Origin of the sequence: Bacteroides galacturonicus (assembly GCF_003096855.1) — a bacterium.
Lineage (GTDB): Bacteria > Bacillota > Clostridia > Lachnospirales > Lachnospiraceae > Lachnospira > Lachnospira rogosae.
Genome location: NZ_QEOA01000006.1, coordinates 194,023 through 209,597, shown reverse-complemented (window position 1 = coordinate 209,597; position 15,575 = coordinate 194,023). Strand labels below are relative to the sequence as shown.

General features: G+C 32.0%; 11 protein-coding genes, 1 CRISPR repeat array and 1 other annotated feature (1 of these 13 running past the window's edge). Of the genes, 10 read left to right on the top strand and 1 reads right to left on the bottom strand.

The features are described from left to right. Positions 1-16: 16 nt before the first annotated feature. From C7390_RS09595 to C7390_RS13755, 10 genes are all read left to right on the top strand, one after another. Complete coding sequence (locus C7390_RS09595) at positions 17-2,647, top strand: ATP-binding protein (RefSeq protein WP_116444097.1); 2,631 nt, start codon at positions 17-19, stop codon at positions 2,645-2,647. A gap of 11 nt (positions 2,648-2,658) precedes the next feature. Further along, a complete protein-coding gene (locus C7390_RS09590) occupies positions 2,659-4,725 on the top strand; it encodes a hypothetical protein (protein ID WP_116444096.1) in 2,067 nt (688 codons plus the stop codon). A gap of 465 nt (positions 4,726-5,190) precedes the next feature. After that, on the top strand, positions 5,191-5,691 hold the full coding sequence (locus tag C7390_RS09585; protein WP_116444095.1) for a kinase: 501 nt from the start codon (positions 5,191-5,193) through the stop codon (positions 5,689-5,691). A gap of 11 nt (positions 5,692-5,702) precedes the next feature. Beyond that, positions 5,703-6,155, top strand: a complete 453-nt coding sequence (locus tag C7390_RS09580; RefSeq protein ID WP_116444094.1) for an 8-oxo-dGTP diphosphatase — start codon at positions 5,703-5,705, stop codon at positions 6,153-6,155. 26 nt (positions 6,156-6,181) lie between these two features. After that, positions 6,182-6,664 (top strand): NUDIX hydrolase, encoded by a 483-nt coding sequence (locus C7390_RS09575; protein WP_116444093.1) that lies wholly within the window; start codon positions 6,182-6,184, stop codon positions 6,662-6,664. Positions 6,665-6,698: 34 nt separating this feature from the next. Beyond that, the gene (locus tag C7390_RS13760; RefSeq protein WP_318295648.1) at positions 6,699-6,863 is read left to right on the top strand and encodes a hypothetical protein; all 165 of its coding nucleotides are present in this window, start codon (positions 6,699-6,701) and stop codon (positions 6,861-6,863) included. A 95-nt stretch (positions 6,864-6,958) separates the two neighbouring features. Continuing rightward, the gene (locus C7390_RS09565; RefSeq protein WP_116444092.1) at positions 6,959-7,339 is read left to right on the top strand and encodes a M24 family metallopeptidase; all 381 of its coding nucleotides are present in this window, start codon (positions 6,959-6,961) and stop codon (positions 7,337-7,339) included. Between the two features lie 14 nt (positions 7,340-7,353). Further along, positions 7,354-8,004: an HAD family hydrolase gene (locus C7390_RS09560; RefSeq protein WP_116444091.1), complete on the top strand. Its 651-nt coding sequence runs from the start codon at positions 7,354-7,356 to the stop codon at positions 8,002-8,004. A 19-nt stretch (positions 8,005-8,023) separates the two neighbouring features. Beyond that, positions 8,024-8,878, top strand: coding sequence for an NAD-dependent epimerase/dehydratase family protein (locus C7390_RS09555; RefSeq protein ID WP_116444090.1), 855 nt, complete (start codon positions 8,024-8,026; stop codon positions 8,876-8,878). Between the two features lie 119 nt (positions 8,879-8,997). Next, positions 8,998-12,085: a CRISPR direct-repeat array (repeat unit 30 nt; unit sequence GTTGAATAGTAACATTAGATGTATTGAAAT). A 269-nt stretch (positions 12,086-12,354) separates the two neighbouring features. Continuing rightward, positions 12,355-12,930, top strand: coding sequence for a hypothetical protein (locus tag C7390_RS13755; protein ID WP_318295647.1), 576 nt, complete (start codon positions 12,355-12,357; stop codon positions 12,928-12,930). A gap of 246 nt (positions 12,931-13,176) precedes the next feature. Here the strand turns inward: C7390_RS13755 and C7390_RS09550 are convergent, their stop codons facing one another. Continuing rightward, positions 13,177-14,958 carry a methyl-accepting chemotaxis protein gene (locus C7390_RS09550; RefSeq protein ID WP_022501612.1) on the bottom strand — a complete coding sequence of 594 codons (1,782 nt, stop codon included), beginning with the start codon at positions 14,956-14,958 and terminating at the stop codon, positions 13,177-13,179. A gap of 532 nt (positions 14,959-15,490) precedes the next feature. Beyond that, positions 15,491-15,575 (top strand) — a binding site (T-box leader); it runs 167 nt beyond the window's last position.

The window sequence follows — 15,575 nt, the reverse complement described above, 5'->3', positions numbered from 1 at the left end:
GAAAGCAGGTATATAAATGAATAAAGTGAAAATGAAAGTTAATCCTAGAATAATAGAGCATTTAGGCAGTGATCTGATTACATCCGCAGCTGTAGCTGTTGTGGAATTAATAAAAAATTCCATAGATGCGCATAGTAAACGAGTCAATATACAGTTTTTTGATGGCATTGGGCAAATAGAAAAAAATGATAAAATGTTGGTGCCATTAGATGACGATATGTTTTTCCTGCTAAAAGAAAAGGTGGCTGGGTCTAACATATTATTGATTGAAGATATTGGGATTGGAATGAACGCAGTACAATTGCAAGAAGGCTATCTAAATATAGGTACAGATATAAAATATAAAGATTATGAAAATACAAATCTGGGGGAAAAGGGGATTGGAAGACTTGCTGCACAATGCTTGGGTAAAAAATTAATCCTTGAGACTGCTTCAAGTGATGATAAACAACGAAAAGTTATTTTTATTGATTGGAATGCGTTGATAAATTCTGATAAAATTGATGAATTCGAAATACCATATTATGAGTTATCTAAAATGGCAGAGGCCTATACAAGGATATGGATAATTGATGTAAAAAAAGATGAACTTATAAATGAACCATTGCAATTGGGATTATTTGATGATAATAAAGTGACTTTATCAGATGATTTACGGGTGGCAACATCATTTTTAATATCTCCATATGATAAAGCAGTAAGGAATATAGAAATAGCATTTTATAATAATGGTGTGCAGATTTGTTCAGGATTTGACTCAGAATTACTGAATTTTGCTGAAAGTGTAAATGTCTTTGAAATAAATAATATAAATGGAAAAATTGAATTAAATATGAGCTTGAATTTGACACCTCAGTTTATTGAAAAAACACATAGATCATGTATCAAACCAGTCTCATATTTTCCAAAATATAGGAGAAAAAAAGAAGAGTATATTCAATTATTTGATAGATACAAGGAGCGTTATGAGTCATCTTTAAATATTACTATTTCGTATGAAGAATTGGTAAATAAGATTAAGGAGAAGAGAAAAAAAGAATACTCGGATATAAAGAATCAAGAAGCTTTAGAGGAATTTCTAATAAAACAAGTGGAAAAAGAAATTGATGAATTAGTAGCTATATTGCCGATAGAGGGTCGGGCATATAATTTTAAGCAAGATAATGCTGTTGGAAAAATATATGTAGATTATGTAAAATATTTGAAAAGAGAGACTCATCCTAATTTGGAAAAATATTCGTTGGATGATATTCAAAAATTTTTATCTTTATATAATGGTATAAAACTTTATAGAAACGGATATAGAATAGGAGCACTTGGAAATAGAGATGATGACTGGATTGAAATGCAACAGTACAGAACTTCTGGTCAGCAGTTTTATAGAATGAATCAAAGTAATACAGTTGGATATGTATCGATAAATGATCCTATGCAGACAAATATAAGAGAAATTAGTTCCAGACTTGATGTTGTGCAAAATGATGTGGCAAAAATATTCAAAGAAGTAATAATAACAATATTTAATTACTATTTTTATGATTTTAATCGAGCAGCGGATGATATAACAAAATCTATTTTGCGAGACGAAGGATTACTGCAAGATGATGCTAAAAAGGAAGTAAAGCGTAGAAAGGATGAAAACAATAAGTTATTAAAAGAGAACCAGAGATTATTAAAGGAAATTAAGAGAACTAAAGAAATATTATTAACAAAAGCAGTTGTAATAGGTGATGATGTTAATATTTCGCAAAAGGTATATGAGAAAGCAATTGAAACATTGGATTCTGTAGATACCCAAATTAAAATAACGCAAGATGAACTTGGAAAAACAAAAGAAGTCTTAGATACTGCAGAGGCAGGACTTAAAGAAATCCAGATAGAAGCATTTAACAATTATAAATTAATGGCAAATGGATTAATAACAGAAACAATGACACATGAGTTACATTCGATAGTTAATGATCCTAACATGTATAATATTGAAAGTGATTTTGAGGTGTTGAAGGAATTTCTTTATGATACAAACATAAAACTATATAATGATAATTTATTACCAATAAAAGACCAAAGTGATTTGTTACTGAGAAAGGTAGAAGATATAGCAGATTTATATAATTTTTTGGAAAAGACCTTTATCAAAAAAAATAATTATGATGAATATGCGTGTGAAAATGTTGGAGCTGTAGTGGGAGAAATTGAAAGAAAATTAAAAAAGGAACTTTCAAAGAATAAAATTACTATTATACAAAAAAATTTGAAAACACTGTGGTATATGCCTAAGGGAGTTCTGCTACATGTGCTATACAACCTCTTTACAAATTCAATCTATTGGATTGATATCAGAGAAAAAAGAGCATTGAAAGAAAAAAAATATTGTATAACCAATAATGAAATAGTTGTTGAACAGAAAACAGAATCAAATATTTGGGTATATGATTCGGGATTGGGTGTATTGAAGAAAATGGAATATATTTTATTTGATGCATTACAGTCCGGAAAGGAAAATGACGGAAGAGGTATGGGGCTGTATATTGTTAAAAAGTTATTGAAATCTTTTAATGCAGACATCGAATTATTGGAGGAAACAAATGAATGGGGGAATAGATATATTTTTTCTATTACAGTTCCTAAGGATTGCATCAGATAAGGAGAGATATTATGGAGCATGTGGCATTTAATGAATTTTATTCGTTGATGAATATTGCTGGAATTATTATAGTTGAGGATTCAGTTGAGTTTGATTTGTCTAGAAAGTCAGTTATGTATGATTGTTTAATGCTGACAAATGACGAAAAAGAAAATTTAGTGACAAATATTTCTGATGAACAGATAAAAAATAAACTGATAAAGATATTTGAAGTATATTCCGAATGTAAGGATCAATTTATATGGGATTCAGTGCCTAAAAGAGATGTTGAATTTTATATAAAGAAACATGGATTATATGAACTTAAGAATGCGATTGAGAACCTGACAGAAGACGAGGTAAAAGAAAATAGCGAATTATTTCAAAGATTTGGAATAGGGTTAAAAATTGAGAATGCAATAGGATATAGAGGGTTGCTTGACGGATCTAAGGAAGATGGTGTTAGTTTGCCACTAAGGATTTATAAAGATTTTTCTGCACCAGATCTTAAGTGTATGGAAGAAGATTGGAAATTATTTTCTAGAGAAAACAAATTTTTCCTTTGTGTTATTGATAATTTTATGGGTGGGGAAGCAAGAGGCAAAGACATCATTGATGAATTGTATGCAAATAATCAAGCCAGAAAAAGTGGTGTATGCATTGTATTAAGTTCACAACAGGAAGATATTACAAGAAAAACTGATGAAATGTATGTGGGGTTTGTTAATAAATCTACGGAAAGTATCGATGATGAAATTAAAAGACATTTAATAATGAGTCAGTATAAAATTATGCTTACTATGCTAAAAAATAAAAGAATGGACTCGTTGAAAAAATCGTTTTATTATGCAGCATCAAATATGAATGTAGCAGTATATTTATCTTCAATGGCAAAAGATGAGGGAATAACAAATCATGAAATTTTGAATGAGTGGATTGATTTGAGAGAAAAATATTATACATATCAGGATGGTGCAAATGAAATTAAGAGAACGATTCTGTTGTCGAGTTTGTTTGAGAGAATGAGCAATAATGTTTCTTCTAAAGAAATTGAAAATAATGATTTTGAAGCATTTCAAAGGTTTGAACAGTATGATTATCATGTCAATGAATTTATGACACCACCAATGACAGGGGATATTTTTTACATTAAAGGTAATTATTATTTGCTATTAGGACAAGAATGTGACTTATCAATAAGAAATGGTAGAAGAAAGAATCCAATAGCAGAATTGGTTCCTATTAAGTTAGTAAAGAACAGAGATATGGGAAATTTTAAGGAAAAATATAATTATGAAAAACTATTGTTGGGGAAATTTTTGGATGCGGATGGAAAATGTTGTAATATTTCAATAGATTGTACAAAGAGAGAAGTGATTGATAATGAAATTATAGATTTGTGTGCATTTAATGATTTTGGAAAATCCGAAATATGCTTAAATCAAGAATTAAAAATAGAGGCAAAATATTTATTGCCAATTGAATGGCAACAATATTATGAAAATTTAAAAATACATCTGTTAAATTTGAAAAATAAATATGATCTGATAAAAGAGCATGAGAAAATTTTAGGGTTTAATGTTGTGCAATTAGTGAATGATATGGGAGCAAGTCATAATAATAGATTGGTATCTATTATAGATTTTTCAATAGAAGATAATGTCATAAAATATGACGTGAAAAGAATTTGCAGAATTAGAAATCATGTATTACTGATAAATAAAATGTTTTTAGAGTATAGGGGAAGACAGGCATTTAATACTATAAATATGGATATAGGGCGAAATACATCGTATGCAATAGAGATAGTGGGAAGTGATGAAAGAGTTGCTGGAAATGATGTAACAGTTATTTTGACAACATCGAGAAAAGAAAATGAGAATATTAAAAGAAGAGATTGGATAATTAATAAAGAGGATATATTAAGAACTATAAAAAATGTAAAACCTTTGGAGTCTGAAAAATACGAAAAAGTGTTTGAAGAAATGGATAATAGTATATTACTTGAAAGTAATACTGGTATTATAAAAAATGCAATTAAATATACAAAGCTATCGACAAATGATGAATTAATCTTGAAATTACAATTACTAAAGTAATATGGATGATTCTTAGTTGGGGTTAAGGTGATTATTTGGAAAGAGTTAGCATAAATTTTCAGAATCATTAGTACCACAAAATTTTTTGTTGCAGAAACATTGCCCGGAGATTATAATTTCCATAGGTGGACTTGCAAATCATCAGATAATTATTTTCAGAATAATAAACAAACCTGCAAGCCAGCAGAACTACACACAATAATGACAATATAGCAATGGTACTGGATTTGTACTAAAAATGTGTGGAACGAAGAATAATGAGTGGAAAATATATGAGTTGTCAATACAACATAGTATAGATAACTGCATTAAAACAACCAGAATGAAATCAAATTTTGCGAGTTTGAATAACGAATTAAAATGCCGAAAGCCTGTATTTATGCGGGTTTCCGGCATTTGTTTTATCAAATGGCTCTGGTTTGGCTCTATTTGTGGAGAGAGTAATAGCAAGATTAAGGAGAAATTATGAAAAAGATAATCATATTAAGAGGTAACTCTGGAAGTGGAAAAAAAACAGTAGCTAGAGCGTTGCAAAAGAAATTTGGATACAATACAATGATGATTTCACAAGATGAGATTAGGAGAAATATCTTGTGGGTTAAAGATGGCGTTGATACTAAGGCATTACCACTTATGATAGAACTTATGAAATATGGGTATGAGCATTGTGATGTGGTTATTTTAGAGGGCATCATGTATGATGAGTGGTATAGTCCTTTGTTCAAAACGGCAAATGAATTGTATGGAATGGATATATATGCGTACTATTTTGATATACCATTTGAAGAGACGGTCAGGCGGCATAATACAAGAGATAAAAAACAGGAATTTGGTGAAGAAGATATGCGTAGATGGTGGAGAGAAAAGGATTTTTCATCAGTTTTTAATGAAAAAATTATTACATCTGATATTGATGCAGACAGTATTGTTGAAATGATATATAGGGATTCAGCAAATGAAGGATAAGGGTATTACGAATGGCAAGAACAGAAAAAGTGATAATGACTAATATGTGTATGGTGTTTAGTGAAAATAGGATACTTGTCCAAGATAAGAGAGATGATGATTACTTTGGAATAACATTTCCGGGAGGACATATGGAAAGAGGAGAATCATTTACAGATGCTGTTATACGCGAAGTGTGGGAAGAAACTGGATTGAAAATTTCAGAACCAAAACTTTGTGGGATAAAAGACTGGATGAAGGATGAGGAAACAAGATACATAGTGTTATTGTATAAGACAGATAAGTTTGAAGGAATAGTTACTTCGTCTGAAGAAGGGGATGTATTCTGGCTGACATTAGATGAAATGAAGCAGAGAAAACTTGCTTATGGAATGGATAAGATGTTGGAAGTATTTTTAAATGACAATATTAGTGAATATTTCTTTTTTGAAGAAAATGGAAAATGGATAGAAGAGTTGAAATAGTTTAAATAAATGCAAAGGAGTTTGAAGTGGATATTTTATTTAAGAATGATGATTTTGTATTTTCATACAGAGTTGGTGGAATATTGATACGCAATGGAAAAATTCTATTACAGCGTCCTAAGAATGATGATTATTCCATTATAGGTGGACATGTAGCAGCAATGGAAACAAGTATAGAAACTTTGAAGCGGGAATTTGAAGAAGAACTTCACACTAAAATAGAGGTAGATAATCTGCTGGCGATTGGTGAAATATATTTTCCATGGTGTAAAAGACCATGTCATCAGATATGTTTATATTATAATGTACATCTCGTTAATTATGATATTCCTTTAGATGGAGTATTTCATGGTTATGATGGTCTGGATGACAAAAGGATTGATTTAGATTTTTGCTGGGTTCCACTTGAGGATTTAAAGAATGATGTAAAGGTATATCCGCAGGAGTTGGTACCTTATATTCTTGAACCAAAGAAGGAAATTGTACATTTTGTTTCAAAGCAAATTTAGAAGATGAGATTATAGGTGTCGATGGAGAAGAAATATGTTAGAAGTTAAATTTTATGATACAGTAGATGATTCATTACTGAAGTTTGTAGTAATAATCTCACAGAGGAGGGTGCGGATTCGTTCTAGTATTGGGATGTTGGTGCATTTGTATTTGCAGGAGATGAAACATAAGTTTCTGTATCTGGTAAGCAGTATGTAACTTCGGATAGAGTTATAGGAAATAACGATATTATAACCATTGATTTAAGTCCACAGGCAGGTGATATCTGATGAGATTATGCGAGAACTATTATTATGGAAAATGGTAAGGTTGTAGAGGATATAGGGCTGATTGAAAATCCGGAATGGAAAAACGGTCTGCAGATGGAAGAAAAATTACATATAGAATTATTGCGTTTTGCCACGAAGGAAACAACATTTGAGGAATTGTACTATCATATGAACAAGTACATCGTAGAAAATGGATTTGTGAATCTTGATTTTATGGGCAATCTGGGGCATTCCATTGTAAAAACCAAAGGTGATAGAGTTTACATTGAAAAAGGTAATATGACGAAACTTGGCGATGTAAAGTATTTTACATTTGAACCGCACATATCATTTCCAGATTCAAAGTATGGATATAAAAAAGAGAATATTTATTACTTTAACGAAAACGGGTTGATGGAACTTTAAAAGGAGTAAAGAAAATGAATGTTATTTTTGATATGGATGGACTGATGTTTGACACAGAGAAAGTGTTTATAAAGGCTTGGGATTATGCTGGTGAAAGGATTGGTATTGGGAAAGCTGGATATATGGTCTATAAAACTTTAGGCATGAGCATTGTTGCCTCTTATGAGATTTGGAACGAAGAGTTTGGTGATCGGTATAATCAGGAAGAATTGCGTAAATACACAAAAGAATTTCTAAAAAACTATTATGAAAATAATAAAGTTCCTTTAAAGCAAGGATTGTATGTCTTGTTGGAGTATTTGAAAAATGCAAATGCCAAGTTGGCAGTTGCTTCTTCATCACCGCATTGGGAAGTGGAAAAACATCTAAATGACGCAGGAATTATAGATTGCTTTTCCGCAATTATTTGTGGAGATATGGTTGAGAAATCTAAGCCAGCGCCGGACATTTACATAAAAGCCTGTGAAATGTTAAATGAAAATCCTGAAGAGTGTATAGCTCTTGAAGATTCAAAAAACGGATTACTATCGGCTTACAGAGCGGGATGTAAGCCAATCATAGTTCCGGATTTGTGGCAACCGGATGAAGAAATATTGCAGATAATAAAGGGCAAGTATTCCGATTTGGAACAGGTGAAAAAGGCGTTTGAAAGTGGTGAAATATAGAAACAAGGGAGGCACAACAGTGAATATTCTAGTTATTGGTGGAACACGATTTTTTGGTATACATATGGTTAATGAGCTTTTAACCGCAGGTTATGATGTAACAATTGCAACACGTGGGAAGGCATCAGATTCATTTGGGGATAAGGTTAAAAGGATATTTCTGGAAAGGACTAAGGAAGAAAGTGTACGAGAGGCATTAAGCGGTACTCATTACGATGTAGTAATTGATAAAATTGCATATTGCTCAAATGATATTAAGTATGTGATGGATGTTATAGATTGTGATAAGTATATTTATATGTCAAGCACATCTGTGTATAACCCGAAACATATCAATACCGTTGAGGCAGATTTTGATGGAATTGAAAATGAACTGATATGGTGTGATAGAAAAGCATTCCCTTATGAGCAAATAAAGCGTCAGGCAGAGTGTGCGTTATGGCAGCAGTATCCAGAAAAGAATTGGATTGCCGTTAGATATCCGTTTGCCATTGGAAAGGATGATTATACAAAAAGGCTGTTGTTCTATGTAGAACATACTATGAAATCCATTCCAATGAATATTGATAATGTTGATTATCAGATGAGTTATATTCGTTCCGACGAAGCAGGAAAATTCCTTACATTTTTGGTGGATAAAGATGTTAAAGGAGCAATTAATGGTGCTTCGGATGGTACGATTTCTATAAAGGAAATTATCGAATATGTTGAAGAAAAGACGGGAGCAAGAGCGATAATTGATAATTCTGGCGAGGATGCACCATACAATGGGGAACCGGAATATAGTATATGTACGGATAAGGCAAAGGAATTAGGTTATCAATTTACAGAATTGAAAGATTGGATATATGAGTTGCTGGATTATTATATTTAGGTAGTCGAAGAAATGGATAAGGTTGATAATGGTAGATTTCATTAGATTGCGAGGGAGAAAATATGCCACATGTGATTGTAAAACTCTTATGTACAGAAATATTGTAACGAGGTAAGTTTGTTGAATAGTAACATTAGATGTATTGAAATTTTATTCCAACTAATCCATAATTAAATACATAATAAGTTGAATAGTAACATTAGATGTATTGAAATTAAAAATCCTGTCCATAATCAATGTGAGAAACAATGTTGAATAGTAACATTAGATGTATTGAAATCAGAATCATAATTCTTATAAAGTTCACTTCCTCTTAGTTGAATAGTAACATTAGATGTATTGAAATGCCATTATATGAGCATAGACGAATATGGAAAAATAGTTGAATAGTAACATTAGATGTATTGAAATATACTTAAATCATTCTCAGGCAAGACTACAAAAGGTTGAATAGTAACATTAGATGTATTGAAATGCAGCAACCGAAATGGGATTATATAATCCGGACAAGTTGAATAGTAACATTAGATGTATTGAAATAAGAACAGATTGAGGACTGCATAGCAAAGCAGACCGTTGAATAGTAACATTAGATGTATTGAAATATCAGAAGTGGAATAGGAGAGAATATGGAAGATAGGTTGAATAGTAACATTAGATGTATTGAAATTTATTAGGATTTTCAACTGGCGATATAAAGTTCCTGTTGAATAGTAACATTAGATGTATTGAAATATATTCACAGCAAGAAGGATGCTTCTACAGAAGTTAGTTGAATAGTAACATTAGATGTATTGAAATAATTTATCTTAGTAGAATAGGTGTTAATTATATATGTTGAATAGTAACATTAGATGTATTGAAATAAGCTAACATCAAACATAACCTTTCCATCTTTAAGTTGAATAGTAACATTAGATGTATTGAAATTATCATAGACTTGATATAGTTCCTCAAGTGTTCTTGTTGAATAGTAACATTAGATGTATTGAAATGAAACAAAGGGAAAGACAACTAATGTTAAGCTCACAGTTGAATAGTAACATTAGATGTATTGAAATTTCGGAAAGACATAAAGAGCTAATGAGAACTTATAGTTGAATAGTAACATTAGATGTATTGAAATTCTTCTTGTTTAAATCTTTAATTATTATATCAAGAGTTGAATAGTAACATTAGATGTATTGAAATGTTTTTAAGTGGTAATTTTAAGCTAATTAATGTTTTGTTGAATAGTAACATTAGATGTATTGAAATTACGAACGGCACTGTCTAATCGTCTTGTCTGTCCAGTTGAATAGTAACATTAGATGTATTGAAATCTTATAAGCTTATATGCTGTTGCTGGGATATATCGTTGAATAGTAACATTAGATGTATTGAAATGACACTGTTAGTTATGGCAATAGATTATTATATAGTTGAATAGTAACATTAGATGTATTGAAATTCAGGATTTTGTTAGGAAAAGAAAGAGGATAAAGTTGAATAGTAACATTAGATGTATTGAAATGTTTCCTGCTCAATAGTTTCAATTTTCATATTAATGTTGAATAGTAACATTAGATGTATTGAAATAGAGCTTATAAGAAGGTAAAGCTGAGAATGGATGCAGGTTGAATAGTAACATTAGATGTATTGAAATAAAGATTATTTTGGTACACAGATACAGATGGATAGAGTTGAATAGTAACATTAGATGTATTGAAATAAATCAAACCTCACAACAGATAAATCCTCAGATAGTTGAATAGTAACATTAGATGTATTGAAATTATAGAATTCAGTGGTGTAGATATGATACCCGAATGTTGAATAGTAACATTAGATGTATTGAAATCTTTTAATATCACAAAGCTTAGAAAGTCGAAATTTAGTTGAATAGTAACATTAGATGTATTGAAATTTTAATAGCGTGTAATAATTAAATCCAAGTCCTGTGTTGAATAGTAACATTAGATGTATTGAAATGCTATTCAGGAAGCTATGGAAAAGGCTATCAAGGATGTTGAATAGTAACATTAGATGTATTGAAATAGAACCTTCTGTGTCTGAGCTGTTGTATTAGCGTGTTGAATAGTAACATTAGATGTATTGAAATCAGTTTCTTATTAGGTGATTATGTAAGACTATTTGTTGAATAGTAACATTAGATGTATTGAAATTAATACATAACTCCTTTGCAATTAATATCTTTCATCGTTGAATAGTAACATTAGATGTATTGAAATGTCTTAAATTATCTAAATTTGAGATTGCTGCTAAAGTTGAATAGTAACATTAGATGTATTGAAATCTCGTAAAAGGTGTGTAATCTTTACCTAATAACATTGTTGAATAGTAACATTAGATGTATTGAAATTAATCTACCTCCTAGCCAAGTGATGGAAGACCTGTGGTTGAATAGTAACATTAGATGTATTGAAATGATGAGCAATTAGTAATGGCTTTTGAAACAGAGGGGTTGAATAGTAACATTAGATGTATTGAAATGAGCGTGTGACCTGCATTAATGAACATTACGCCGAGTTGAATAGTAACATTAGATGTATTGAAATATATATTTTTACCATTTTTCTTGACTATGAAAAGTGTTGAATAGTAACATTAGATGTATTGAAATAGCAATGCTACAATGATATAATACCGCCCTAATCGTTGAATAGTAACATTAGATGTATTGAAATTCCATCCATTCTATTATACGTTCTATTAATGTACGTTGAATAGTAACATTAGATGTATTGAAATATCACCTGCTTAGCTGCTGCCCTTGCCATTTCTACAGTTGAATAGTAACATTAGATGTATTGAAATGAGACAAACGCGAACACCTACAAGACCAATGCGGCAGTTGAATAGTAACATTAGATGTATTGAAATGTATTTACGCGAGTTTTAGGGTTATATACATTAAGTTGAATAGTAACATTAGATGTATTGAAATGCTGGAGTATCATATGCTCTAAATGCTGCTGTAATAGTTGAATAGTAACATTAGATGTATTGAAATCCTCTACGTCCTTGTTTAAGGACGGCGGTAATCTGGTTGAATAGTAACATTAGATGTATTGAAATTCATCGACAGTACCACTTGCACTTACCTGCTGAGTTGAATAGTAACATTAGATGTATTGAAATTTGCAAATCAGCCATATTGCAACTATGCAAGCAACTGTTGAATAGTAACATTAGATGTATTGAAATCAGCTTATGGTAGATGTTGTTGTCATATAAATAATGGATATATCATTAATACAGATACTGGAAGTTATTATTTCGAGGCAGATGCGGAAATAGACGATTATGTTCCACCTACTGATGATAACAATGGTAGTACCGGTGGTAACAATAATCAGACAACAACTGATGGAAACAAAGGCAACAATGAAGGAACTAAGTTATCATCTGATAAGATACAGGAAGCTGTAGCAGCAATTACTACTGCCAAGGCTGGAGATACTTATACAGTTGATATGTCAGATGCAACAGTTGCACCAAAGGATGTGTTAGAAGCAGCCAAGGGTAAGGATGTTGATATTGTTCTTGATATGAATGGTTATAAATGGACTATCAACGGAAATAATATTCAGGCTGATAATCTTAAGGATATTAACCTTTCGGTAGATACAGACTCTGATGCAATACCAGATGATGTTATATCAGAGCTTGCTGGCAATAATCCAGTTAAGCAGATTTCACTTGCGTATAGTGGAGATTTTGGATTCAAGGCAAGTCTTACATACAATATAGGAAGTGAATATGCTGGCAAATATGGCAATCTCTATTATTATGACAGCACAGGCAGAATGATATTCCAGAATGCAGGTGCAATAGATGCAGATGGTAACATATCTCTTAACTTTAGTCACGCATCTGAATATGCAGTTGTAATAGCAGATTATGCTGTAACAACAGATAATGCTGATAATACAGCAACAGGCGGCATAGCGACAGGAGACAGCTCGCCTATAGTATTGTATGCTGTTCTGTGTGTGATGGCAATTGCATTAGCAGGTATTGCTGCTGTAACAAGAAAGAAGAATGTATAAAGTAAAGAGGTTATTTATCTTATTGTTATAATCAGACAAATGGCAGATAGTATCTAAAGTCATTGATGAGGATAATAAGATTAGTAATAAGTAGAAACTAAAGATAATTAATCATACCCGGCTTCATATTGTTGTGGAGCCGGGTATATCTGTATATTAAGGATAAATATAAAAGAATAAAGCAGAGGAATGAAATAGGTGTGGAAACAAACATTTCCACACCCATAATTCCTGCTATATATAAAATTAATCAATAACAAAGTTATTAACATTTTTACGAAGTTCAGCAGCAGAGGCTTCTGCGGTTTTAGCTCCATTCATAACAGCTTCTGAGCCTTTTACGATTACGATTGTCTTCTGGGCTATGTTGGTTGTTCCAGTTGCACTGTCATTAGAAGCGGAAGTGATTCCATCTATCGCCTGAGTGATATTGCTTATAGATGCAACAAGCTCTTCTGATGTTGCACTGAAATCAGATACAAGATCGTTAATGTTGGAAGCATCCATATTATAGTCATCAGCCATCTTTTCAAATCCGTTAAGACATTCAACAATATCAGTATCAACGAAATCAAGCAGGCGGTTAGAATCGCTTGTCAGGTTGCCTACAGCTTTGTTTACATTTTCTGTAACAGCCTGAATGTTGGCTACAGCATCTTTAGACTGTTCAGCTAATACACGTATTTCCTCTGCAACAACCGCAAAGCCTTTACCAGCCTCACCAGCTCTTGCAGCTTCAATAGAAGCGTTAAGGGCAAGCAGATTGGTCTGTGCAGTAATATTCAGGATAGAGTCGGCAAGCACACCAATCTGGTCAACTACTTTGGCATCTTCAAGAGCCTGCTCAAGATTTACTCTGATGTCAGCCATCATCTGTTTAACTTTCTGACGGTTTTCTACAGTATCATCCTTAGTCTTTACAGCACGTTTATGGATGTCCTGGGATTCAGTTGCACCATCCTGTGCTCTTATGGCAATTTCCCTTGCAGCTTCTTCAATCTGCTGTGTCATTCCGTTAATCTGTTCAGCAGAGGCGGCAGTTTCCTCTGAACTTGCAGCAAGCTCTTCTGTTGTTGCAGATACGTCTTCAATTTCTGCATTAAGATTGTATACATTAGTGTCGATAGTTTCTACAACCTTATCAATATTGGCAGCCTCATTTTTTACCTGAGCTAACAGGCTTCGTACAGATTCGCGCATAGTTTCAAGTGCATTGGCTAGCTGTCCGAAATCATCCTTACGCTTAAGCATAGGCTGTTGCATTTTTGTGGCAAAATTACCACCGGCAATTACTTCGAATTGTTCTTTTATTTTTCTTAATGATTTAGTAATATCAATTGCGATGAGAGCAACGAGTATAGCAACAACAATAAGCATACATACGCTGCATAAAATAAGCGAAATAGCTTTGCTTGAAGCATAGCTGGTGAATTCCTCATCCTGCTGTGCAATAGCAGTGTCTATGTAATCAGTATAGTTGCCAGTACCAACAACCCAGTCAAAAGGTTTGAAGTATTCGCTGTAAGAACGCTTTGGTGAAGGTTCTGTTTCTCCCTCCTTAGGAAATACATAATCTGTATAACCACCACCATCCTGGACTGCAACACGTATTATTTCCTTGACCATCTGGTAGCCATCAGCATCTTTAGTATTCATACGATTAGTACCCTCAGTTGAACTTCCAAGCAGAACAATATTCTTGCCATCGGACTGGTCAACCCAGAAATATCCAGCTTCGCCATAACGCATCTGACGGATTTCATCAGCGGCTATTTTCTTAGCTTCATCAAGAGTATATTTACCAGACTTATACTCATTATTGATTTCCGATAACAGGGAGATGACAACACCAACCTGCTCTTTAATTGAATCATCATAATTTTGTCTTGATGATGTGTCCATAGTTTCAAGTGCCTTGTCTTTTAACTGGTTCATATTCTTAATAGAAATAAAACTTTCAGAAGTTACAAGGACAATTACTAAAGCCAGAATTATAGTAAGCTTTGTTCGAACCTTAATATTTTTCATTGGAATCACGCTCCTTAAATTAGATTAATTTGTGAAAAATTATATATCTCCACGCATCTTTATCTAATAATTATAATGTTATAAAAGAATTGTGTCAATAAAACCAGCTGTAAATATTAAAAAAATCTTAAATTTTCATATACTTATATATGTATATAATTATAAAGTTTGTAATTTATTAATATATAAAATAAATATATACCATACCAAAATGATATATAATATACATCAGAGTGATTATAAAAAAATCAAATATTCCTTTTATTCACAACTATCACAAGAGCAAAGGTTTTGCTGCTGGCTGTTCAAGAGAGGTTATTTAAAATAGAGCAGATATGCCCGGCTTGAGTGTTGATGACCTTATACAGCAGACAATAGATGCTTTAAAGACATTCAGAACATAATAAATGTTACAGTAAAGATATAGTAGAAATGTAGTCAAATTAAAAATACATTAAAAATACAAAAAAATAATTAAATTTTTTATTGACAAATTAAAATGAAGAGATTATCTTATTACTTAATTCAATAGTCAAATGCGAAGAACAGGAAATGATTTATTTATATCACCGCCTACAGAGAGCCGTTGGTTGATGAGAAACGGCAGCAAGGAATAG

Coding starts and splice junctions, on each gene's coding strand:
- C7390_RS09595 (WP_116444097.1), top strand. CDS start 17: ATGAATAAAGTGAAAATGAAAGTTAATCCTAGAATAATAGAGCATTTA.
- C7390_RS09590 (WP_116444096.1), top strand. CDS start 2,659: ATGGAGCATGTGGCATTTAATGAATTTTATTCGTTGATGAATATTGCT.
- C7390_RS09585 (WP_116444095.1), top strand. CDS start 5,191: ATGAAAAAGATAATCATATTAAGAGGTAACTCTGGAAGTGGAAAAAAA.
- C7390_RS09580 (WP_116444094.1), top strand. CDS start 5,703: ATGGCAAGAACAGAAAAAGTGATAATGACTAATATGTGTATGGTGTTT.
- C7390_RS13760 (WP_318295648.1), top strand. CDS start 6,699: ATGTTAGAAGTTAAATTTTATGATACAGTAGATGATTCATTACTGAAG.
- C7390_RS09565 (WP_116444092.1), top strand. CDS start 6,959: ATGGAAAATGGTAAGGTTGTAGAGGATATAGGGCTGATTGAAAATCCG.
- C7390_RS09560 (WP_116444091.1), top strand. CDS start 7,354: ATGAATGTTATTTTTGATATGGATGGACTGATGTTTGACACAGAGAAA.
- C7390_RS13755 (WP_318295647.1), top strand. CDS start 12,355: ATGTCAGATGCAACAGTTGCACCAAAGGATGTGTTAGAAGCAGCCAAG.
- C7390_RS09550 (WP_022501612.1), bottom strand. CDS start 14,958: ATGAAAAATATTAAGGTTCGAACAAAGCTTACTATAATTCTGGCTTTA.